The organism is Streptomyces sp. NPDC043952 (genome assembly GCF_056435325.1).
The window spans coordinates 14,372-36,072 of the sequence record NZ_JBWKES010000044.1; the positions used below are offsets into that span (position 1 = coordinate 14,372).

Annotated in this window: 24 protein-coding genes; 14 read left to right on the top strand and 10 right to left on the bottom strand. The window is 71.1% G+C overall.

Annotated features, from left to right (window positions below; all coding sequences use genetic code 11):
- Nucleotides 1-83 precede the first annotated feature (83 nt).
- The 5 genes from AC069R_RS30800 to AC069R_RS30820 all read left to right on the top strand — a co-directional run bounded on the left by AC069R_RS30800 (nt 84) and on the right by AC069R_RS30820 (nt 4,390).
- A complete protein-coding gene (locus tag AC069R_RS30800; RefSeq protein WP_397985518.1) occupies nt 84-677 on the top strand; it encodes a TetR/AcrR family transcriptional regulator in 594 nt (197 codons plus the stop codon).
- Nucleotides 678-790: 113 nt separating this feature from the next.
- On the top strand, nt 791-3,004 hold the full coding sequence (locus AC069R_RS30805) for an MMPL family transporter (RefSeq protein ID WP_478770012.1): 2,214 nt from the start codon (nt 791-793) through the stop codon (nt 3,002-3,004).
- A gap of 150 nt (nt 3,005-3,154) precedes the next feature.
- Nucleotides 3,155-4,006: a helix-turn-helix domain-containing protein gene (locus tag AC069R_RS30810; protein WP_145490734.1), complete on the top strand. Its 852-nt coding sequence runs from the start codon at nt 3,155-3,157 to the stop codon at nt 4,004-4,006.
- A complete protein-coding gene (locus tag AC069R_RS30815; protein ID WP_478770013.1) occupies nt 4,003-4,194 on the top strand; it encodes a DUF397 domain-containing protein in 192 nt (63 codons plus the stop codon). Before AC069R_RS30810 ends, AC069R_RS30815 begins: the two co-directional genes overlap by 4 nt.
- Nucleotides 4,195-4,198: 4 nt before the next feature.
- The gene (locus AC069R_RS30820) at nt 4,199-4,390 is read left to right on the top strand and encodes a DUF397 domain-containing protein (RefSeq protein ID WP_478770014.1); all 192 of its coding nucleotides are present in this window, start codon (nt 4,199-4,201) and stop codon (nt 4,388-4,390) included.
- Between the two features lie 111 nt (nt 4,391-4,501).
- Here AC069R_RS30820 and AC069R_RS30825 read toward each other — a convergent pair whose 3' ends face one another.
- Both AC069R_RS30825 and AC069R_RS30830 read right to left on the bottom strand, forming a co-directional pair.
- Nucleotides 4,502-4,780, bottom strand: a complete 279-nt coding sequence (locus AC069R_RS30825; RefSeq protein ID WP_478770015.1) for a hypothetical protein — start codon at nt 4,778-4,780, stop codon at nt 4,502-4,504.
- Nucleotides 4,781-4,980: 200 nt separating this feature from the next.
- Entirely contained in the window at nt 4,981-5,313 is a 333-nt protein-coding gene (locus AC069R_RS30830) for a hypothetical protein (protein ID WP_478770016.1), read from the bottom strand.
- A 653-nt stretch (nt 5,314-5,966) separates the two neighbouring features.
- Between AC069R_RS30830 and AC069R_RS30835 the strand changes: the two genes are divergently transcribed.
- Both AC069R_RS30835 and AC069R_RS30840 read left to right on the top strand, forming a co-directional pair.
- The gene (locus AC069R_RS30835) at nt 5,967-6,854 is read left to right on the top strand and encodes an NAD(P)-dependent oxidoreductase (RefSeq protein ID WP_478770017.1); all 888 of its coding nucleotides are present in this window, start codon (nt 5,967-5,969) and stop codon (nt 6,852-6,854) included.
- An 86-nt stretch (nt 6,855-6,940) separates the two neighbouring features.
- Entirely contained in the window at nt 6,941-7,246 is a 306-nt protein-coding gene (locus tag AC069R_RS30840; RefSeq protein WP_397985523.1) for a DUF1876 domain-containing protein, read from the top strand.
- A gap of 57 nt (nt 7,247-7,303) precedes the next feature.
- Here the strand turns inward: AC069R_RS30840 and AC069R_RS30845 are convergent, their stop codons facing one another.
- The 5 genes from AC069R_RS30845 to AC069R_RS30865 all read right to left on the bottom strand — a co-directional run bounded on the left by AC069R_RS30845 (nt 7,304) and on the right by AC069R_RS30865 (nt 11,654).
- Complete coding sequence (locus AC069R_RS30845) at nt 7,304-8,467, bottom strand: serine hydrolase domain-containing protein (RefSeq protein WP_478770047.1); 1,164 nt, start codon at nt 8,465-8,467, stop codon at nt 7,304-7,306.
- Nucleotides 8,468-8,558: 91 nt separating this feature from the next.
- Entirely contained in the window at nt 8,559-9,329 is a 771-nt protein-coding gene (locus AC069R_RS30850; RefSeq protein ID WP_478770018.1) for an energy-coupling factor ABC transporter ATP-binding protein, read from the bottom strand.
- A complete protein-coding gene (cbiQ, locus tag AC069R_RS30855; RefSeq protein ID WP_478770019.1) occupies nt 9,317-10,078 on the bottom strand; it encodes a cobalt ECF transporter T component CbiQ in 762 nt (253 codons plus the stop codon). Before cbiQ ends, AC069R_RS30850 begins: the two co-directional genes overlap by 13 nt.
- A 1-nt stretch (nt 10,079) precedes the next feature.
- Nucleotides 10,080-11,129: an energy-coupling factor ABC transporter permease gene (locus AC069R_RS30860; RefSeq protein ID WP_478770020.1), complete on the bottom strand. Its 1,050-nt coding sequence runs from the start codon at nt 11,127-11,129 to the stop codon at nt 10,080-10,082.
- A gap of 219 nt (nt 11,130-11,348) precedes the next feature.
- Nucleotides 11,349-11,654 carry a hypothetical protein gene (locus AC069R_RS30865; protein WP_478770021.1) on the bottom strand — a complete coding sequence of 102 codons (306 nt, stop codon included), beginning with the start codon at nt 11,652-11,654 and terminating at the stop codon, nt 11,349-11,351.
- Nucleotides 11,655-12,387: 733 nt separating this feature from the next.
- Between AC069R_RS30865 and AC069R_RS30870 the strand changes: the two genes are divergently transcribed.
- On the top strand, nt 12,388-12,726 hold the full coding sequence (locus AC069R_RS30870) for an SsgA family sporulation/cell division regulator (protein WP_397985527.1): 339 nt from the start codon (nt 12,388-12,390) through the stop codon (nt 12,724-12,726).
- A gap of 9 nt (nt 12,727-12,735) precedes the next feature.
- On the opposite strand, the gene AC069R_RS30875 is transcribed toward AC069R_RS30870, so the two are convergent.
- Together AC069R_RS30875 and AC069R_RS30880 are read right to left on the bottom strand one after the other, a co-directional pair.
- Nucleotides 12,736-14,403 carry a penicillin-binding transpeptidase domain-containing protein gene (locus AC069R_RS30875; protein ID WP_478770022.1) on the bottom strand — a complete coding sequence of 556 codons (1,668 nt, stop codon included), beginning with the start codon at nt 14,401-14,403 and terminating at the stop codon, nt 12,736-12,738.
- Nucleotides 14,404-14,543: 140 nt separating this feature from the next.
- Nucleotides 14,544-14,972, bottom strand: a complete 429-nt coding sequence (locus tag AC069R_RS30880) for a hypothetical protein (RefSeq protein ID WP_478770023.1) — start codon at nt 14,970-14,972, stop codon at nt 14,544-14,546.
- A gap of 253 nt (nt 14,973-15,225) precedes the next feature.
- Here AC069R_RS30880 and AC069R_RS30885 point away from each other — a divergent pair, with 253 nt between their 5' ends.
- Entirely contained in the window at nt 15,226-15,372 is a 147-nt protein-coding gene (locus AC069R_RS30885; protein ID WP_478770024.1) for a hypothetical protein, read from the top strand.
- An 18-nt stretch (nt 15,373-15,390) separates the two neighbouring features.
- Nucleotides 15,391-15,525, top strand: coding sequence for a hypothetical protein (locus AC069R_RS30890; RefSeq protein WP_478770025.1), 135 nt, complete (start codon nt 15,391-15,393; stop codon nt 15,523-15,525).
- A 308-nt stretch (nt 15,526-15,833) separates the two neighbouring features.
- On the opposite strand, the gene AC069R_RS30895 is transcribed toward AC069R_RS30890, so the two are convergent.
- Nucleotides 15,834-17,582: a dolichyl-phosphate-mannose--protein mannosyltransferase gene (locus AC069R_RS30895; RefSeq protein WP_478770026.1), complete on the bottom strand. Its 1,749-nt coding sequence runs from the start codon at nt 17,580-17,582 to the stop codon at nt 15,834-15,836.
- A gap of 106 nt (nt 17,583-17,688) precedes the next feature.
- Here AC069R_RS30895 and rsmI point away from each other — a divergent pair, with 106 nt between their 5' ends.
- The 4 genes from rsmI to AC069R_RS30915 all read left to right on the top strand — a co-directional run bounded on the left by rsmI (nt 17,689) and on the right by AC069R_RS30915 (nt 21,546).
- On the top strand, nt 17,689-18,537 hold the full coding sequence (gene rsmI / locus AC069R_RS30900) for a 16S rRNA (cytidine(1402)-2'-O)-methyltransferase (RefSeq protein WP_478770027.1): 849 nt from the start codon (nt 17,689-17,691) through the stop codon (nt 18,535-18,537).
- Nucleotides 18,538-18,867: 330 nt separating this feature from the next.
- The gene (locus tag AC069R_RS30905) at nt 18,868-19,290 is read left to right on the top strand and encodes a hypothetical protein (RefSeq protein ID WP_478770028.1); all 423 of its coding nucleotides are present in this window, start codon (nt 18,868-18,870) and stop codon (nt 19,288-19,290) included.
- Between the two features lie 55 nt (nt 19,291-19,345).
- Nucleotides 19,346-20,251 carry a TatD family hydrolase gene (locus AC069R_RS30910; protein WP_478770029.1) on the top strand — a complete coding sequence of 302 codons (906 nt, stop codon included), beginning with the start codon at nt 19,346-19,348 and terminating at the stop codon, nt 20,249-20,251.
- Between the two features lie 41 nt (nt 20,252-20,292).
- Nucleotides 20,293-21,546 carry a ubiquitin-like domain-containing protein gene (locus AC069R_RS30915; protein ID WP_478770030.1) on the top strand — a complete coding sequence of 418 codons (1,254 nt, stop codon included), beginning with the start codon at nt 20,293-20,295 and terminating at the stop codon, nt 21,544-21,546.
- The last annotated feature ends 155 nt before the right edge of the window (nt 21,547-21,701 follow it).

Genomic DNA, 21,701 nt, shown 5'->3' on the forward strand with positions numbered 1-21,701 from the left:
TTTCGCTCTGGGATGGGGGTATCTTCAGTGACGTACGAAGATGGACGTACGCAAGGAAGTTCCGGAGCGGAAGGGTGAGCGACATGACCGAGGCCGTCGCGGCTGCACGTCGTAGTCGGATCACCCCCGAGCGCGAGGCCGAGCTGTACGAGGCCGTGCTCGACCTGCTCCGGGAGGTCGGCTACGACGCCCTGACCATGGACGCCGTCGCCGCCCGCACCCGGTCCAGCAAGGCCACGCTCTACCGCCAGTGGGGCGGCAAGGCCGAGCTGGTGGTCAGGGCACTGCGGCACAACAAGCGCGGCCACATCGCGGACATCGACACCGGTTCGCTCCGCGGCGACCTGCACGCCCTCGTGGCGCTGGAGGACGACTGCACCATGGAGCAGAACTCCGCCCTGATGCGCGGGATCGCCATGGCGATGCACCACAACGAGGATCTGCGCGAGGCGTTCCGGGCGCAGATCGTCGAGGCGGAGATCGTCAACGGCCGGCAGATGCTCCAGCGGGCCATCGACCGGGGCGAGGTCCGCCCGGACTGCCCGGCGATCGACTTCATGGTGCACATGATGGTCGGCGGCTTCGCCACCAGGACGCTCCTGGAGGACCAGCCGCCCACCCAGGAATTCCTCACCTCGTACATCGACGCCGTGGTCCTCCCCGCCCTCGGCGTCTGACCCTCCTCGCACGACCTCCCCATCAAGCCCACCATCTGACGTCACCGCTCACGTCGTCGGGCTGATCACCCCTGCCCTGATGAATCCCACGACCTGACCGGGAGTACGCCTCCGTGGCCACATTCCTGTACCGCATCGGCCGGCTCGCCTTCCGGCGACGGCACTTCGTCGCCCTGATATGGGTGGCGCTGCTCACCCTCGCCGGGGTGGGCGCCGCCTCCGCGCCGCCCGCCGGCAACTCCTCCTTCTCGATCCCCGGCACCGAGGCCCAGAAGGCGTTCGACCTGCTGGAGCAGCGCTTCCCCGGCATGAGCGCCGACGGCGCCACCGCACGGGTCGTCTTCAAGGCGCCGGCCGGCGAGAAGATGACCGACAAGGCCAACAAGGCCACCGTCGACAAGACCGTGCGCGAGCTGGGCCACGGCTCCGAGGTCGCCTCCGTCGCCGACCCCTACACGGGGCACGCGGTCAGCCGGGACGGCTCCATCGCCTACGCCTCGGTGAAGTACAAGGTCTCCGGCATGGAGCTGAAGGACTCCTCGCGCGACGCGCTGAAGGAGGCCGCGCAGCAGGCGCGGGACGCCGGACTGACCGTCGAGGTCGGCGGCGACGCGCTCACCGCCATGCCCGAGGAGGGCGCCGGCGAGCTGATCGGCATCGGCATCGCCGCCGTCGTCCTCGTCATCACCTTCGGCTCCCTGCTCGCGGCCGGGCTGCCGCTGCTGACCGCGCTCATCGGCGTGGGCATCGGCGTCTCCTCCATCACCGCGCTCGCCACCGCCCTCGACCTGGGCTCCACCACCTCCACCCTGGCGATGATGATCGGACTCGCGGTCGGCATCGACTACGCCCTGTTCATCGTCTCCCGCTACCGCGCCGAACTCGCCGAGGGCCGCGAGCGCGAGGAGGCGGCGGGCCGCGCCGTCGGCACGGCGGGCTCCGCGGTGGTCTTCGCCGGCCTGACCGTCGTCATCGCGCTGGTCGGCCTCTCCGTCGTCAACATCCCGATGCTGACCAAGATGGGCATCGCGGCGGCGGGCACGGTCGCCATCGCCGTACTGATCGCGCTCACGATGATCCCCGCGCTGCTCGGCTACGCCGGCCGCAAGGTCAAGCCGGCCGGCGAGAAGAGCAAGCTGCTCGGCGGCGGCCGTCCGGCCAAGCAGCCGGGCCGCCCCAACATGGGCACCCGCTGGGCCAGTTTCGTCGTACGGCGCCCCGTCGCGGTCCTGCTGCTCGGCGTGATCGGCCTCGGCGCCGCCGCGGTCCCGGTCTCCTCCCTGGAACTGGGCCTGCCCGACGACGGCTCCCAGCCCACCTCCACCACCCAGCGCCGCGCCTACGACCTGCTGTCCGAGGGCTTCGGCGCCGGCTTCAACGGCCCGCTGATGGTCGTCGTCGACGCCAAGGGCAGCGCCCGCCCCACGACGGCCTTCACCGAGGTCGGCAAGGAGATCAAGGGCCTCAAGGACGTCGTCGCGGTCACCCCGGCCACGCCCAACAAGGCGGGCGACACGGCGATCATCACGGTCGTCCCGAAGTCCAAGCCGTCCTCGAAGTCCACCGAGGACCTGGTGCACGCGATCCGCGGCAAGGGCGCGGACATCACCGCGAAGACGGACGCCAAGCTGCTGGTGACCGGCTCGACGGCGATGAACATCGACGTCTCCCAGCGCCTGAACGACGCGCTGCTGCCCTACCTCGCGCTGGTCGTGGGCCTGGCCTTCCTGCTCCTGATCGTGGTCTTCCGCTCGGTCCTCGTCCCGCTGAAGGCGGCCCTCGGCTTCCTGCTCAGCGTGCTCGCGGCGCTCGGCGCGGTCGTCGCGGTCTTCCAGTGGGGCTGGCTGTCCGGCCTGATGAACGTCCAGCAGACCGGCCCGGTCATGTCGATGATGCCGATCTTCATGGTGGGCGTGGTGTTCGGGCTCGCGATGGACTACGAGGTCTTCCTCGTCACCCGGATGCGCGAGGCGTACGTCCACGGCGAGAAGCCGACCCAGGCCGTGGTGACGGGCTTCAAGCACGGCGCCCGTGTGGTCACCGCCGCCGCCGTCATCATGATCGCCGTCTTCTCCGGCTTCATCGGCTCCAGCGAGTCCATGGTCAAGATGATCGGCTTCGGCCTCGCCATCGCCGTCTTCTTCGACGCGTTCATCGTCCGCATGGCGATCGTCCCGGCCGTCCTCGCCCTGCTGGGCAAGCGCGCCTGGTGGCTCCCGAAGTGGCTGGACCGGGTCCTGCCCAACGTGGACGTCGAGGGCGAGGGCCTGCGCACGCCGTCCGCCGCGCACGGCACGGAGGACGAGCGGGAGCTGGTACGCGCCTGACGTACGGCTGCCGCCTGTGAACGGCCGGTGAGGGTGCCCGTGGGGACGGGGCTGCACTCTCACCGGCTTTTTCTTGTCCGGGGGTTGTCCCGTGCGGTCCTGGCTCTTCGCCGCGTTGTACGGGTATGCGTGCGCATCGAAGGAGGAGCCATGGTCGATGACGTGGACGAGTCGGGTTGGTCCGTAGAGCCCGGGGACGAGATCGAACCGTTGGTGCAGGCGGTTGGACGCCTGCTGAAGGTGTGCCGGGAGGCAGCGGGGATGCGGCCCGGCGAACTGGCGGAAGTACTCGGGTACGGCGAGGACTTGATCCGGAAGATCGAGCGAGGTCAGCGCATCCCCCGGCCGGAGTTCCTCGACAAGGCCGACCACGTGCTGCACGCGCAAGGCCATCTCCGGGCGTTCATGGAGGACATGAGGCGGGCCCGGTACCCGAAGAAGGTCCGGGAGCTGGTCGAGATGGAAGGCCGCGCGGTGGAGATGCTGTTGTACAGCACCCACAACCTCCACGGTCTGCTACAGACGCCGGAGTACATGAGGGCGTTGTACGAGGTGCGCCACCCGCCGCATCCGAAGGACGTCATCGAGCAGGAGGTCGCCGGGCGCGTGGACCGGCAAGCAGTGCTCAAGCGGGACCCGGCTCCGGTGATCAGTTTCGTCCAGGAACAGGTGACGTTGGAGCGGCCGATCGGGGGGAAGGCAGTGTTGCGCCGTCAACTTGAGCACCTTTTGGAATTAGCTCAGTTGAGGCACATCTCTCTCCAGGTCATGCCGACCGACCTGGAAGAGCATGCCGGCATGTCAGGAGATGGCCAGCTCCATGTGCTGAAGTTCGCGGACGGTTCGGGTGCCGGGCGGGCCACCGGCATGTTCAACGGTCGCCCGGTCGGGAACCCTAGAGACCTCCGCATCCTCGAATCGCGCTATGGCATGATCCGAGCGCAGGCTCTCACACCGAGAAGGTCGCTGGCCTTCATCGAGCAGATGTTGGGGAGACTATGAGCACTCCGGAACTCCACTGGTTCAAGAGCACCTACAGCGACGGCAACGAGTCCGGCGAATGCGTCGAGGTGGCCACCACCCCCGCCACGGTCCACGTCCGTGACTCGAAGACCCCCCACACTGCGCACCTGACCGTCGCCCCCTCCGCCTGGGTGGATTTCGTCGCCCAGGTCGGTGGGCATCGCTAGCACCATGAACACTCCGGAACTCCACTGGTTCAAGAGCACCTACAGCGACGGCAACGACCCCGGCGACTGCGTCGAGGTAGCTGTCACCCCCGCCATGGTGCACGTCCGCGACTCGAAGACTTCGGGCGTCGCATGGCTGACGGTCACCCCGGCCGCCTGGTCGGGTTTCCTGAAGTGCGCTGTCGCGACCTCGTGAGCGAGGGCGACCAACGCGGAACCGGTCGCTCCGCGTCCATCCCGGCGCTGCTCACGCACATGCCACGCTGGTGGACGTGCGTGAGCAGACTTCGTGACGCTCTGGTCAGGGCTACGAACCGACCTTGTTGATCCGCCAGGCGACCATGCCCGCCGCGCCGGGCTTCCCCTGTACGTCGACCTTGAGCGGGCCTTCGGCCGTCAAACGCTCGAAGACCACGGAGCCGTCGCAAGGAACCGCCTTCTTCCCGCCCGCGCCGGACGGCGTCACGACGAGCTCCGCGGCTCCCTTCCCGGCGCACACCACGGTCAGCTTGTAGGCCGTGCCGTGGGTCAGTCCGGGCTGCGTGTGCACCCCGTCCGAGACGCGCTCGACGCCTGACTCGACCATGGAACTGCCCTCGTCGCTCGCCGCGTCGAGCGCGGACTGCGCCTGCGCCGTGAGCTTTTTATCGGCCGGTGCTCCGCCGCTCTGGTGGGCAGCCGGAGACGAAGGGCTGTGGCTCGGAGCGGGGCCGTTGTGCGAGGTGCAGGCTGTGAGAACGAGTGCTGGAGCCAGGGCGCATCCGAGGAGCCACAGGGGTCGGGGCCTCATGACGCGGTCTCCCAGTACTTCCAGCCGGTCTCCGATGTAGGCAGTGTTGCCGTACCGCTGTCGACCAGAGTCGCGCCGTGGCATCCGTCCCCCTTGCGCCGGTACTTCGCCCAGGACACCTTATAGCCCCAAGATCCGTACTGTAGATGTCCGTACTTGTTCTTGGCGATGTTGTGCGTATAGGTATGTCCGGTGGTGATGCTGACGCTGCCGCCAATCTTGGCGCTGACGGAAGCCTTGGCCGCCACGACGACCGAACTCGCGGATACTTCGGTACTACCCGAAACTTCGGCCGAGATGGTCCCGGACTTGGTTACGCTGGCAGTCATGGATCCACCTGGGCCGTCTTTGTATTTGGTCCCATTCCACCACGATGCGATGTGGTAATTCGTCTTCGACGTGATATCGATCCATGTCTGCGGGCCGGCGCAGTATTGCGGTTGCACTACAGCTGTGGCCTCGTCGTCGTCCCAGCCGGTGCGGTCATTGATATCGGTGGTGGCGTCCGCGGAGATGGAGTCCGTAGTCGCTGCCTGCTCGGTGTCGCTGGCACCCCGGAATCGGCGGTTCCTGATCCGCGGTTGCTGTCCCGACTGCTGCGAAACAAAGCAACAACGCGGTGCTGGACGTGATGGCGGCTCGCCGCATGCCTATGCCCATGTTTCCCCCCCCCTGCTGTACGACCGCTGGTCCTGCGGTTCGATGCTTGGACACTATGTGATTAGCGGTGAGTACTCAAAGTAGTTGCCCAACTGTCTGAGCATGTTCTGAGGTAACGCACGACTGAAGAGTTCGGCGTGCTTGCATTTGAGCCTGTATGGCTGAATTACCTGCCTGCCGTCACCTGTCGTCGGCCGGACTTCCTGTCGTCGTACTGGGCGGATGTCGCACACAGGCCCGGTCGAGCCGGTTCCTGCATCGGCTGCCGTCGTGCGGGAAGGTGGAGACACACCGTGGCTTACTGCGATTTCAGGGAGTGTCAATGAGCGACAAGCCGATCGTCAGTGTCCTGGGCACCGGCATCATGGGCGCCGCCATGGCCCGCAATCTGTGCCGGGCGGGGCTGGAGGTGCGGGTCTGGAACCGCACCCGTGACAAGGCCGAGCCGCTGGCCGCCGACGGGGCGCGGATCGCCGGCACGCCCGCCGAGGCCGTCGAGGGCGCCGATGTCGTCCTGACGATGCTCTACGACGGCAACACCGTCCTGGAGGTCATGCGGGAGGCCGCGCCGGCGCTGCGCCGCGGGGCCGCCTGGGTGCAGTCCACCACCGCCGGGTCCGAGCTGATCGGCGACCTGGCCGGCTTCGCCCGCGAGCACGGACTCCTCTTCTACGACGCCCCCGTCCTCGGCACCAAGGAGCCCGCCGAGGCCGGGCAGCTCACCGTGCTGGCGGCCGGGCCCGAGGAGGGGCGCGCGGCGGTCACGCCGGTGTTCGACGCGGTGGGCGCCAAGACCCTGTGGACCGGCGCGGACGGCGCCGCGGGCAGCGCCAGCCGGCTGAAGCTGGTCGCCAACAGCTGGGTGCTCGCCGTCACCGCGGCCACCGGCGAGACGCTGGCCCTCGCCAAGGGCCTCGGCGTCGACCCGCGGAAGTTCTTCGAGCTGATCGGGGGCGGTCCGCTCGACATGGGCTACCTGCGGGCCAAGTCGCAGCTGCTGCTGGAGGACAGGCTGACCCCGGCGTCGTTCGCGGTGACCACCGCCGAGAAGGACGCCCGGCTGATCGTCGCCGCGGGCAAGGGCAGTGGCGTACGCCTCGACGTCGCCGAGGCCACCGCCGAACGCTTCGCCCGCGCCGCCGCCCGCGGCCACGGCCAGGAGGACATGGCCGCCGCGTACTTCGCCAGCTTCGACGGCGAGGACGGCTGAGCGGGCCCGGTCGCCGAGATGACGCGGGGCGTGGTCGGGAGCACGCTGGAGACAGCCGGAATGTGTGTTTCCCGGAGGTGGCCGACATGACGCAGACCATGCAGCAGACGCGGACCCCGACGCACATCGCCGTCGGGTGGCATGTCGAGCTGGAGTTCGAGGAGGACGGTCAGCACACGCGCGCCGCGGCCCTGGTGCGGTTGCCCGACGGCAGCGAGATCCGGGGGCACGGGCACGCCAGCCGCCACCGCGTCGACAACGACCAGCCCAGGGTCGGCGAGGAGATCGCCGGAGCCCGCGCCCTCAACCAGATCGCCATGGAGCTGCTGAACAAGGCGCACGCGGAGATCGACGCGGACTCGGGGCGCACGTCGCACCCGATCCACGTCTGATCCTCGAGTCACGGAAGGGCGCGCGCTGTTACGAGGCGGCGCGCGTCCTCGGCCGCTTCACGCCCCCAGCGCCACCTTCAGCGCCCGGACCAGCGCCTGCGCCCTCGGGTCCGCCGTCACGCTCTTGCGGAAGCCGTTGGTGACGTACCCGAACGCGATGCCCGACTCCGGGTCGGCGAAGGCGAGCGCGCCGCCGCGGCCCGGATGCCCGAAGGAACCGGGGGCGAGGAGCGGGGACGCGCTGCCGTGCAGCATCCAGCCGAGGCCGAAACGGGTGTTGACCACCAGCACCCGGTCCGGACCCACCGACCGCTCGGCGCGCGCCAGCTCCAGCGTCTCGGGCGTGAACAGCCGGACCCCGCCGTCCACTTCGCCGATCAGCGAGGCGTAGACACGGGCCAGCCCGTCGGCCGTCGCGATGCCGTTGGAGGCGGGCAGGGCGGCGGCGCGGTAGGCGGGGTCGTTCTCGTCCGGGAGCGGGGTGATCGCGGCGAAGGCGCGCCGGGTGAGCGAGTCCGGGTCGGCGTAGGCCGCGGACACCGCACGCTTGGGACGCAGCTTCAGCGCGCCCGCGGACTGCGGCGCCCCGATGTCCCCCACCCGTCCCACCCGGCCCTGTCCGGCCGCGGGCAGGCCGAGCCACAGGTCGGCCCCGACCGGCCCGGCGATCTCGTCGGCCAGCCACGCGCCGACCGGGCGCCCGGTGACCCGCCGGACCAGTTCACCGGTCAGCCAGCTGTACGTCTGCGCGTGGTAGCCGTGGTCCGTGCCCGGCTCCCACACCGGGGCCTGCGCGGCGACGGCCGCCGCGCCGAGGTCCGGGTCGGCGGCCTCGGCCGGGGTCAGCGGGCGGTCCAGGACGGGCACGCCCGCGCGGTGCGCCAGCAGATGGCGTACGAGGGTGCGCTCCTTGCCCGCCGCCTTGTACTCGGGCCAGTACGTGCCCACCGGCGCGTCCAGGTCCAGCTCCCCGCGCTGGTGCAGCAGCAGAAGCCCGGCGGCGACGACGCCCTTGGTGGCCGAGCGCACGATCTGGGCGGTGCCGGGCTCCCAGGGTGCCGTACCGTCCACGTCCCTGGTGCCCGCCCACAGGTCGACCACCCGCCTGCCCTCGCGGTACACGGCGACCGCCGCGCCGCGCTCCCCGAGCAGGGCGAAGTTCCCCGCGAACGCCTCCCTGACCGGCTCGAAGCCTTCGGCCACCGTGCCGTGCACGACCACGTCCGCGCCTTCCACGTCCCGCTTCCCTTCCACTCGCCGCCTGCGACAGTGGGTGCAACAGCGGGTGCGGGCCTGCGATTCCTCGGTGAGATCAGTTGCCCGTTTTCATGGTTTTCGTCACCCGCGGGTCGAAGCCGAACGGCAGCTCCAGGCGGTGCGCCCGCATCAGCTCCTCGTCGCCGAGCAGGTCCGCCGTCGGCCTGTCGGCCGCGATCACGCCGTCGCCGAGGATCAGCGAGCGCGGGCACAGCTCCAGGGCGTACGGCAGGTCGTGCGTGACCATCAGGACCGTGACGTCGAGCGAGCGCAGGATGTCGGCCAGCTCGCGCCGGGAGGCGGGGTCGAGGTTGGAGGACGGCTCGTCCAGGACCAGGATCTCCGGCTCCATCGCCAGCACGGTCGCCACCGCCACGCGCCGCCGCTGCCCGAAGGAGAGATGGTGCGGTGGCCGGTCCGCGAACTCCGCCATGCCGACCCGGTCCAGGGCGTCCCGTACCCGCGCCTCCAGCCCGGCGCCCCTGATCCCGGCCGCCGCCGGGCCGAACGCCACGTCCTCGCGCACCGTCGGCATGAACAACTGGTCGTCCGGGTCCTGGAAGACGATGCCGACCTTCTGCCGGATCGTCGCCATGTGCCGCTTGCCGACGGGCAGTCCGGCCACGGTGACCGTCCCGGCGCCGCCGCCGAGGATGCCGTTGAGGTGCAGCACCAGGGTGGTCTTGCCGGCGCCGTTCGGGCCGAGCAGCGCGACGCGTTCGCCGCGCCCGATGGTGAAGTCGACGCCGAACAGGGCCTGATGGCCGTCCGGGTAGGCGAAGGCGAGGCCGGAGACCTCCAGCGAAGCGGTACTCACAGGGTCCATCCCAACAGGCAGACGACGAGGGCCGAGCAGGGGAGCGCGAGGGCGAGGCGCCACTGCGCCGGGGACGCGGTGGCCTCCTCGATGACCGGCATCGAACCGGCGTAGCCCCGGCTCACCATGGCCAGATGCACGCGCTCCCCGCGCTCGTAGGAGCGGATGAACAGCGCGCCGGCGGACTTGGCGAGCACCCCCCAGTGCCGTACCCCCCGTGCCTCGAAGCCGCGGGAGGCGCGGGCGATCCGCATCCGGCGCATCTCGTCGGTGATGACGTCGCCGTAGCGGAGCATGAAGGAGGCGATCTGCACCAGCAGCGGCGGCAGCCTCAACCGCTCAAGGCCCAGCAGGAGTTGGCGCAGTTCGGTGGTGGCCGCGAGGAGCACGGAGGCGGCGACGCCGAGGGTGCCCTTGGCGAGCACGTTCCAGGCGCCCCACAGGCCGCCGACGCTCAGCGAGAGCCCGAGGACGTGCACCCGCTCGCCCTCCGCGACGAACGGCATCAGCGCCGCGAACGCCACGAAGGGCACCTCGATCAGCAGCCGCCGCAGCATGAACCCGGCCGGGACGCGGGCGAGACGGGCGACGGCCGCGAGCAGCACGGCGTACGCCGCGAACGCCCACACCGCCTCGCGCGGGGTGGAGACCACGACCAGCACGAAGAGGAAGGCGGCCGCGAGCTTGGTGTGCGGCGGGAGCGCGTGCACGGGCGAGGTGCCGTGCCGGTAGAGGCGGTGAGCGTGGCCCGCGCCCATCTCAGAGACCGTGGTCGGCGGGCGAGACGTCCGCGTCGCGGCGCCTGCGCACGGCCCAGAACACCGCGCTGCCCGCGGCCACCGTCACCCCGACCCCGATCACGCCCGCCAGCCCGCCGGACAGGCGCGCGTCGGAGACGTCCCTGACGCCGTAGTCGGCGAGCGGGGAACCGGCGGCGGCGTGCTCCTTCGCCTTGGTGTCGATCCCCTTGTCGTGCGCGACCTTCTCCAGGCCGTCGGGGTTCGCGGAGGCGTAGAAGCTGACGAAGCCGGCGAGGACGAGGGAGGCGACGAGGCCGGTCACCCACACCTTGCGCCGCGAGACGGGCGCCGCCGCGGGGGAGACGGGCACGGCGGGCGCGTCCACCAGCTCGCCGTCCACCCGCAGCCGGAGCCGCTGCCGCAGCCCACGTGCGCCGTGCACCAGGTCCGGGCGTACGGCGATCACCGCGCCGACCGTCAGCGCGGTGATGACCGCCTCGCCGACGCCGATCAGCACATGGACGCCGATCATCGCGGTGGCCACCTTGCCGATCGGCACGTCGGTGGTGCCGCCGACCGCGTAGATCAGGGTGAAGGCGCAGGCCGCGGCCGGCACCGAGACGAGCGCGGCGACGAAGGAGGCGACGGTCACCGAGCGGCGGCCGCGCGGCAGCACGGCGAGCAGGCCCCGGAAGAGGGCGTACGACACCACGGTGGTGACCAGCGCCATGTCCGTGATGTTCACGCCGAGCGCGGTCAGCCCGCCGTCCGCGAACAGCACGCCCTGCATCAGCAGCACCACGGACACGCAGAGCACGCCGGTGTACGGGCCGACGAGTATCGCGGCCAGCGCCCCGCCCAGCAGATGGCCGCTGGTGCCGGCCGCGACGGGGAAGTTCAGCATCTGCACGGCGAAGATGAACGCGGCGACGAGCCCGGCCAGCGGGGCCGCCTTCTCTCCGCCGAGTTCCCGTCGGGCGCCGCGCAGGCTCACCGCGAGGGCGCCGGCGGCGACCACGGCGGTGACGGCGGAGGTGGGGGCGTCGATGAATCCGTCAGGTACATGCACCGTTCGATTTTAGACGCCTGTTGCAAACACTTTGCAAGTACCAGGCACTTGCCTCCATTGCCTCCAGTTGTCCGCTGGCATTCAACCCAGTCGTTCGACGGCGAACGCAGCCGTTTCGGCTGGCTGTGGCTGTGAAACTAATCGCGTGCGGTGAAAGTGCTGGTGGGCAGCCCTGCCCGAAGGCGCTCGCGGTCACACACACTCCATGCTCTGGTCGTCCTACAGGTGGTCGAGGGGTTCGGCGGCGTACGTTCCGTCGCCGAGCGGGGCATCAGTCAGCTCGAAGCGTTGGGACAGGCTGCCGACCCGGCGGGTGACGACGCTGCCGGGGACCCGGGTGGTCTCGTAGTACAGCGGGGTGCCGTCGGCGCCGGTGGTGCCCAGCAGGCTGAAGCGGCGCAGCACGCGGGGAGGTGTCGGAGTGGTCCGGCGACGCCGGTAGAGCCAGCCGGCTGCGGCGGCGAGACCGGTGACGACCAGACCGACTGCAATCGGAATCAGGAACTTGTCGAAGAGCGCGGACACGACGGCATCACTCCTGCGAGGCGGTTAGGGCCCGCCGCTGCGACGGGCCGCGCCGACTATCCGGCAGGCGGGGGTTAGCCGCGCAACCCCCGTTCACCTTGCTCCTCAGTCGGGAAGTTGGGTGCGGTCGGCGGATCGTCGTACAGCGCCCTCAGTGCGTCAGCGTCGGCCGCCCAGCTTGGATGCACGGCGAACGCGGACGGTGCCTCCTCGTCCCAAGGGGGCCGGGATGTGGTGGCGTCGTAGTGGGCGAGGGCAGCGCGGAAGACGGGTAGATCCTCACTGGACATCTCGTAGGCCGATGCCTGCCGCCATCCGTCCTGCGGGCCACCAACCATGCCTGACGCCGCGCTTGAGGCGTAGGTCAGGGCCACGGTGGGGCCGCGCAGTCCGCGCGGGAATGCCTCGCGCAGTACGGCGGCCTCCAGATGGCCTTCCGCGGCACTCTATGTGTCCTCTATAGATCGCTGTAGGCAGCGTTGCGGACTGGGGTCTGGGTTGTCTATAGCGACGACGTAGCGGTCCATAGATCGCCAGCTCTTTGCGGGCGTGGGCATGCCGGATTCGGCAGGGCTCGGTCCGATGGCAAGACGACTGGGTTCGATGTCAACGGACACCAGTGCCTCCGTGCTCCGGAAGCGCTTCGGGGGAAATGTGCGACATTGGAGAGGAAGCGCATGAAAGCGGATAAAACGGCTTTCGCATAGGTCACTGAGTGTGAAAGGGCGTTCCCATGTCTGTGATCGAGCAGTACGCGCGCGCCCATGTCGTCACGGATGACGAGGATCCGGGGGCCGTCCCGGTGCGGCTGCGGTACGACCCCGACGACGATCCGCGCTCGGTCCGGATCGATCTGCCGGGCACCCACGAGTGGAGCTTCTCCCGCGCCCTGCTGGAGCGCGGGCTGCGGGCGCCGGCCGAGAGCGGCTCCGTACGGGTGTGGCCGTGCGGCCGGGTCCAGGCGGTCGTGGAGTTCCACTCCGACCAGGGCGTGGATGTGCTCCAGTTCGACTCCAAGGCGCTGATCCGCTTCCTGCGCCGGACCTACACGGCCGTGCCCGTGCACAACTGACCGGTCCGGTCAGCCGCCGCCCTTGCGGAGCAGGTCGGCCACGATCGGGCCCGCCGTGTCGCCGCCGTGGCCGCCGGCCTGCACCACGCCCGCGGCCACCAGGTCGCCACGGTAGGCGGTGAACCAGCCGTTCGGCTTCTTCTGCCCGTCGACCTCGGCCGAGCCGGTCTTCGCGCCGTAGTCCGGGCCGAGGCCGGCCATCGCCTCGGCGGCCGTGCCGTAGTCCGCCGTGAACTTCATGACCTCCTTGAGCTGGGCCTGCGTCTTCGCGGACATGGTGCGCGCGGCCGTCGCCAGGGTGCGGTGGTCCACCTCGGGGGAGACCAGGTACGGCTGGCGGAAGCGGCCCGACTGCACGGTGGCCGCGACGGAGGCCATGTTCAGCGGGTTCATCCGCACCCCGCCCTGCCCGATCAGCGAGGCGCCCATCTGCGCGCCGCTCTGCACCGGGACGGAGCCGTCGAAGGAGGGCACGCCGATGGCCCAGTCGTCCATGCCGAGGCCGTAGACCTGCTGGGCTTCCTTGGTCAGATCGCTGTCGGACAGCTTGGGCGCGAAATCGATGAAGGCGTTGTTGCAGGAGGCGCCGAAGGCGGTCTTGAAGGTGCCCTTCTTGATCTCGGAGTCGTCGTCGTTGTGGAACGTCCAGCCCGCGAGCTTGTACGTCTTGGGGCAGGGGTGCGAGGCGTCCGGGGTGATGAGCTTCTTCTCGAACAGCATGGTCGAGGTCACGATCTTCATCGTGGAGCCGGGCGCGAGGGAGCCCTGGAAGCCGACGTTGAAGCCGTGCTCGCTGTTGGCGACCGCGAGGATCTCGCCGGTGGAGGGCCGCAGGACGACCACGGAGGCGTGCTTGCGCTTGCCGACCTGCGCCTCCGCCTCCGCCTGGAGGGCCGGGCTCAGGGTGGTCTTCACCGTGCCCGGAGTGCCCTGGCTCAGCGTCACCAGCGTCTTGTCGGACAGCTTCGCCTTCCGCGACGCCGCGCCGCGCACCACGCGCAGCTCCACGCCCGCGGTGCCGCCCGCCTTCTTGCCGTACTTCTCGCGCAGCCCGTCCAGCACCGTCCCCAGCGACGGGTACTTGGCGGCCGTCAGCTCGCCGCCGTCGCGGTCCAGGGCCTTGATGGGCGGGGTGCCGGAGGCGCCGGTGACGAGCGTGTCGCCGTCGCGCAGATCCGGGTGGACGACGGAGGCGTGCCAGTCGACCAGGGGCCTGCCGTCGCTCGCCCGGCGTACGACGGTGAGCGAACTGCCGTACGCCAGCGGCCTCGAGACGCCCTTGTACGCCAGTGTCGCCTTGACGGAGAAGGGCACCTTGGCGCCCGTGGCGGTGCCCGGAGTGAGCGTGACGCCCGTGAGGTGGGCGTCCTTGGCGTAGCCGGTGAGCAGGGCGCCGGCCGCCGGGGCGTCGTCGGTCGCGGCCGCCGCGGCGGCGACCCGGCCGTGCTGCCAGTCGGTGAGGAAGGCGGTGGCGGCGGTGCGCACCTCGGCCGCGCTGAGCGGGCCGGTCCTGACCTTCCGGTGGTCGGCGGTGGCGCTCGTCTCGCCGGCCGCGGAACCGCCGTCGTACAGCGCGTAGGCGGTGAGTCCGGCGCCGCAGACGACCAGGGCGATCACCGCGCCTATCACGCCGGGAGGGGCCGTGCGCCGTTCGGCGACCCGTCTTCTCTTGCCCACAGCCTGTCTTCCTCCACCCTCGCGGGGGGTCCCCCGGCCCCTCGACTCCCCAACGACGGCATTCACCCTAAAGTCCCGGCCGGGGCGGGTGACGCGTCCGGTCATTCCGTAGCAGGGTTGCGACAATCGGACCGGGGGATTCAGCCCAAGAGGGCGCGGAATCGCTCGATGTTGCGGCGGCGCATGGTGAGGAAGGCGAGCCAGGAGCCGTCGGCGTAGTGCACCCGGAAACGGGCCATCAGCTGGAGCCGGGGCCGCCGTTCGATCCGTGCCACCCAGGTCCTGGGCACCTCCCACACCGGCGTGCCGTCCAGCGGCTTCACCAGCCCGACGCGCTGGTCGGTGACGCGCAGCAGCAGCGCCCCGGAGGTCCCCGGCAGCTGCGACGCGATGCTGCCGGCCTTCCCGCCCTGCGCGCCGACCTGGTTCATGAGACCGTTCGCGAGCACCCCGCCGAGGTTCACGCTGACACCCTTGGCGCTGGCCGCGGGCACGACGGAGGCGTACGCCAGGAGCTGTTCACCGGGCGCCAGCTGATGACGCGCGGCACGCTCACGCAGTTCGGACATGCCCATGATCATATGTGGCCGACCGGGAGTGGGTGCCTTGCCCGGAGGCTGTCTCAGGGGTTGTAGAGGCCGCCGTCCTCGCGGGTCGGTCGGCGAGACGACGTCGAGAGACCCCGTAGGAGTAAGTATCTGACTAGCGATCAGGTAATTCGATGATTCACCCGAGCGGGCGCATTTCGCCCGAATGGAGCATGGGTGCCACTAAGCCCGGACATGCCCAGAAAGGAAAATCCCCCCTGAAAGGAGCACAGGAATGGCTATCGACGCCTACGAGAATCTCCAGATCGTCCGTGGGACCGTCGCGGCCGACGGCACCCGGACGGCCGGCCACGGCTTCAAGGTGACGAAGGTCAGCACCGGCAAGTACATCATCACCTTCAACAACGACTTCCTGGAGTAGCCGTCGGTCGTTGCCACCATGGACGGCGAGGAGTGGTCCCTGCTGGACAACACGCACGTCAGTGGTGCCACCACTGAGCGGGTGACGGTCATCACGGGCAAGTCGGACGGTGTCGTCGGAGACCGTCCCTTCCACTTCATCGCCATGGGCTGATCCAGCCGAGCGCTTCCCCGGCCGTGGACGCCGGCCGGGGAAGCGCACCCATGGTCGCAGAAGAACCAGTCGGCACCAGTGGGTCCGCCGTGTGCCGTCCGGTCTCTTTGCCGCCGTCGGTCTCCAGCGCGGCCGGCAGCCGCAGGCAAGCCCCTATGCCAGGCACCCGCGTCGGCAACGCCCCGGCCGGGACCGGAGCGAGGTCCGTCCCCATCTCGAACGCCGGCGTCGGTAGGCCACCCGCCTGCGACCATGAACTGACCACGAGCACGCGGCCCGATGACCGCACCCTCGTGGCATCTGCCCAGCTAGACCCAGGTGTCCAGCCACATCCTCGCCCGCCAGCTGTCGATCGGGATCGCCGTGCCGGTGAACAGGGGCCAGAAGTAGATGAAGTTCCAGGTGATCAGCAGGACCAGGACGCCCGCCGAGGTGGCGCCGATGACGCGGCGGGTGTCGCCGGAGCCCGGTGGGCCGATGATCGCGCCGATCATCATGGCCACGGCCAGGCACAGGAACGGTACGAAGACGACCGCGTAGAAGAAGAAGATCGTCCGCTCCTGGTAGAGGAACCAGGGCAGATAGCCGGCCGCGATGCCGCAGGCGATCGCGCCGGCCCGCCAGTCGCGGCGGAACGCCCAGCGCCACAGGATGTACACGATCGCGAAGCAGGCCGCCCACCACAGCAGCGGCGTGCCGAGCGCCAGCACCTCGCGCGCGCACTTCTGGCCCGCGTCCGCCGGACAGCCGTCGGTGCCGGGGGAGGGCGACTCGTAGAAGTACGACACCGGGCGGCCCAGCACCAGCCAGCTCCACGGGTTGGACTGGTAGGTGTGCGGGGAGTCCAGGTGCAGATGGAACTCGTACACCTCGTGCTCGTAGTGCCACAGGCTGCGCAGCCAGTCCGGCAGGAAGGTCCAGGAGCCGCCCCGGCCGTCGGTGAGCGCCCAGTTGCGGAAGTAACCGCCGGTGCCGTCCGTGGGGGAGAGGATCCAGCCCAGCCAGGACAGCAGGTAGACGGCGATCGCCACCGGGACCGTCGCCAGGAAGGTGATCCCCGTGTCGTACTTCAGGACCGCGCGGTAGGGGCGGGACGCGCCGGCCACCTTGCGGGCGCCGACGTCCCACAGCACCGCCATCACACAGAACGCGACCAGGATGTACAGGCCGTTCCACTTGGTGCCGGTGGCCAGGCCCAGCATCAGCCCGGCCGCCCAGCGCCAGGGACGGGCGCCGAGCCGGGCGGAGTCCGCGACCCGCGCGTCCGGGCGGACCAGGCCGTCCGGCCCCACGGGCAGCGCGGCGGCCAGTCTCGCCCGTGACCTGTCCCGGTCGATCAGCAGACAGCCGAACGCGGCCACCACGAAGAACATCAGCACGCCGTCGAGCAGCGAGGTGCGGCTCATCACGAAGTGCAGCCCGTCCACCGCGAGCAGGGCGCCCGCCAGGCAGCCCAGGAACGTCGAACGGAACATCCGGCGCCCGATCCGGCAGATCATCAGCACGCTCAGCGTGCCCAGCAGCGCGGTCATGAACCGCCAGCCGAACGGGTTGAACCCGAACATCAGCTCGCCGAGCCCGATCACGTACTTCCCGACCGGCGGGTGCACCACGTACGCCGCGTCCGCCGGGATCGCCAGATGCCCGTGCGTCTGGAGGACCACGTCGTTGGCGTTCTTGTCCCAGTTGACCTCGAAGCCGCGGTGGACCAGCGCCCACGCGTCCTTCGCGTAGTACGTCTCGTCGAATATCACCGCCCGCGGGCTGCCCAGGTTCCAGAACCGCAGCACGCCCGCCACCAGCGTCACCAGCAGCGGCCCCACCCAGCCGGACCAGCGATCGATCCGGTCGGCCAGCACGGGCGGCACGCCGAGCGCCCGCCACAGCCGGGGGCCGGGGGCCGGGTACGGCGGCACCAGCCGGCCGCGCACGTCGCCCTCGGGCGCGTCCTTCGCCGGCGCGTACCCGAACCGGCGCAGCCGCTGCTGCCACGGCGGCCGCTTGTCGTGCGGCGCCTGGCCCTGCCTCAGATCCATGGAGGACGCGGTACTGGTCACCGCGCCATCGTAGGGAACGGTGCTGTGCGAGTCCCGTGCACGCGGCGGCGCGGGCCGCGAAGCGGTCGTTTTCCTCCGGCTCGGGGACCCCTGCGAGGATGGGGGCGTGACTGGAACCCTTGTCCTCGCAGGTACCCCCATCGGCGACATCGCGGACGCGCCGCCCCGGCTGGTGCGGGAGCTGGAGACCGCGGACGTCATCGCCGCCGAGGACACCCGGCGGCTGCGCCGGCTCACCCGGGCGCTCGGCGTCACACCGGGCGGCCGGGTGCTGTCGTACTTCGAGGGCAACGAATCCGCGCGCACGCCCGAACTGGTCGAGGAGCTGGCCGGCGGGGCGCGGGTGCTGCTGGTCACGGACGCCGGCATGCCCTCGGTGTCCGACCCCGGCTACCGGCTGGTCGCGGCGGCCGTCGAGCGGGACATCCGGGTCACCGCGGTGCCCGGCCCGTCCGCCGTGCTCACCGCGCTCGCCCTGTCCGGGCTGCCCGTGGACCGGTTCTGCTTCGAGGGCTTCCTGCCGCGCAAGGCGGGCGAACGGCTCTCCCGGCTGCGCGAGGTCGCGGCCGAGCGGCGCACGCTGGTCTACTTCGAGGCCCCGCACCGCCTCGACGACACCCTCGCCGCGATGGCCGAGGTCTTCGGCGCCGAGCGGCGGGCCGCGGTCTGCCGGGAGTTGACGAAGACGTACGAGGAGGTGCGCCGGGGCCCGCTCGCCGAGCTGGCGAGCTGGGCGGCGCAGGGGGTGCGCGGGGAGATCACGGTCGTGGTCGAGGGCGCGCCCGAGACCGGCCCGGAGGAGCTGGACGCGGCGCAACTGGTGCGCCGGGTGCGGGTGCGCGAGGAGGCCGGGGAGCGGCGCAAGGAGGCGATCGCGGCGGTGGCGGTGGAGGCGGGGTTGCCGAAGAGGGTGGTGTTCGACGCCGTTGTGGCAGCGAAGCGCTCCGCCGGGTGAGGACGCCGTTCCGGTAGCGCCGCGGGGGTGCGATGCGGCGCGGGGTGCGGGTGCGTCGTGGCCGGTCGCGCAGTTCCCCGCGCCCCTGCGGGGCGCCTGCCGCAACCCCTCTGAGCAGCGCTCATCTCCGATGAGCGACTGGGCCAATGGGCGGCAAAAGGCTGTCGCCGTTGGCAAAGCGCCGAGGCGGCCCGCGGGGGCTTTTCGGCAAGGAAGACTCAAATCGCCTCCAACACTCGACAGCCCTGCTGCATTCGCGCCGGCGAAGGCGTCCACTGGTCGAAGGGACCCCGCTCAGGGGTGCCGGTCCAGCGGAAACGAGGAGCTGGCATGAGTGAGATCGCAGGGCAGACCGGCCTCCGCGGTACGGCCACAGCCGTCGTTCACGAGTCGTATTCATTCGCCTGCATGCGCTGCGGGCACGGCTGGGAGCAGTCGTACGAGATAGAGCACCACACGGACGCCGACGGGCAGCAGTTCGTGCTGTACGTGGCCGACGGGCGCATAGTGCCGTCGCCGCTGCGCAGCCCCCGCTGCCAGAACTGCGATGGTCACGTGCTGCGCATCATGCGCGCCGGGCAGGTGTCGTCGGTACGGGAGGCGGGCGCGCGCCATCAGCACAGCGCGCCGCTGGCCGGGCCGGTGGAGGTGCCGCGGGTGCCGGCTGCCGAGGGGGCGGCCGGGGGCGGCGGGACGCAGCACCACTGGCACCTGGCGGACCTGCTGCACCCCTTCCACCGCAAGGCGGGCTGAGCCCGCGGGGGCGGCCCCGGCCGCCGGGGCCGTGCCCCTTTCGTAGGATCGGGGCATGCCTTCGAACGCCGGCCCGAGCGGCTCCCCGGACGACAAGAACGCGGCCCCGCCGCTGCCCGCACCCCTGCGGGTGCCCGTCGCCGACTCCCACACCCACCTCGACATGCAGTCCGGCACCGTCGAGGAGGGCCTGGCGAAGGCCGCGTCGGTCGGCGTCACCAGGGTCGTCCAGGTCGGCTGCGACATCGACGGCTCCCGGTGGGCGGCCGCGACCGCGCAGACGTACGAGAACGTGCACGCCGCCGTCGCGCTGCACCCGAACGAGGCGCCGCGCATCGTCCACGGCGACCCCGACGGATGGTCCCGCAAGGGGGCCAGGGAGCCGGGCGGGCAGGCCGCGCTGGACGAGGCGCTCGCCGAGATCGACCGGCTCGCCGCGCTGCCCCACGTCCGGGGCGTCGGCGAGACCGGCCTCGACTACTTCCGCACGGGCCCCGAGGGCAAGGAGGCCCAGGAGCGGTCCTTCCGCGCGCACATCGAGATCGCCAAACGGCACGGCAAGGCGCTCGTCATCCACGACCGCGAGGCCCACGCCGACGTGCTGCGCGTGCTCAAGGAGGAGGGCGCTCCCGAGCGCACCGTTTTCCACTGCTACTCCGGCGACGCCGAGATGGCCGGGATCTGCGCCCGCGAGGGCTACTTCATGTCCTTCGCCGGGAACGTCACCTTCAAGAACGCCCAGAATCTGCGCGACGCCCTCGCCGTCGCCCCGCTGGAACTGGTCCTCGTGGAGACCGACGCGCCCTTCCTCACCCCGGCGCCGTACCGCGGACGGCCCAACGCGCCGTACCTCGTTCCGGTCACCGTGCGCGCGATGGCCGCCGTACGCGGCATCGGTGAAGACGCGCTGGCGACGGCCCTGAACGCGAACACCGCGCGCGCCTTCGACTACCCGGCATGACCCCGCCGTCGTAACGCTCGGTATCCGCGCCGCTTTGGAGAGTGACGGAGGGTCCGCTAGGTTCTGCCCCCGATCCGGACCTTTCGGCCTCTCTGGAGCGTGTCGGCGTGAGCAGCAAACGGCGGTTGGAGACGGGCGCGTCGCCGGAGCGGCGCGGTGGCCGGCGTGCGCGCCGGCGCGGGGCGCGGGCGGCCGAGCGGCCGGACTCCGTGGTGCGCCGGCTGCTGCCGCAGGCGCTGGTGGTGGCCTTCCTGGCCGGCGGCACCACCGCCTTCGTCGCCCAGGACCGCGCGATCCGGCTCGACATCGACGGCCGGCCGCGGGCGCTGCACACCTTCGCCGACGACGTGGACGCGCTCCTCGCCGAGGAGGGCGTACGGGTGGGCGAGCACGACCTGGTCGCGCCCGCCCCCGGCACCCCGCTCGCCGCCGGCGACGCGATCGCGGTGCGCTACGGCCGTCCCGTGCGGCTCACCCTGGACGGCAGGCGGCATCAGGTGTGGACGACGGCGCACACCGTGGACGGCGCGCTGCGGGAGCTGGGGGTGCGCGCCGAGGGCGCGTATCTGTCGGCCTCGCGCTCCCAGAGCATCGGCCGCGCCGGGCTCGCGCTCGATGTGCGCACCGAGCGGGCGGTCACCGTCATGGCCGACGGCCGGGCCCGCACCATCCGCACCAACGCGGCGACGGTCGGGGAGGCGGTCGAGGAGGCCGGGGTCGCCCTGGGCCCCGAGGACACGCTCTCCGCCCCGGCCGGCAGCTTCCCGCGCGACGGGCAGACCGTCACGGTGCTGCGGGTGACCGGGGGGCGGGAGGTCCGCGAGGAGGAGATCCCCTTCCAGGTCGAGCGGCGGTACGACCCCTCGCTGATCAAGGGCACCGAGGTCGTCGCCCGCCCCGGCCGCCCCGGACTGCGGCGGATCACCTACCTGCTGCGCACGGTCAACGGGGTGCGTCAGGCGCCGCGCCGGGAGGGCTCGGAGGTGGTGCGGCGGCCACGGCGGCAGGTGGTGAAGGTCGGCACGAAGGCGCTGCCGCGCTCGGCCGCCGGGGTGGACGCGCTGAACTGGCACGGGCTCGCGGTGTGCGAGTCCGGGGGCGACCCGCACGCGGTGGACGCGTCGGGGACGTACGGGGGTCTGTACCAGTTCGACGCGCACACGTGGCACACGCTGGGCGGTACCGGGCTGCCGCAGGACGCGCCGGAGTCGGAACAGACGTACCGGGCGAAGAAGCTGTACGCGCGCCGGGGCGAGAGCCCTTGGCCGCATTGCGGGGAGCGACTGCACGGCTGAGAGGGGGGCGGGGACGGCTGACGTCTGAGGGGCGTGCGGGACTTACGGGAGTGGCTGAAGCCTGCGGGGCCGGCGGGATGTGCGGGGCGCCAAAGACTTGCGGGGGTCGGGGGTGTGCGGGGCGCCGGAGACTTGCGGGGCATGCGGGGCATGCG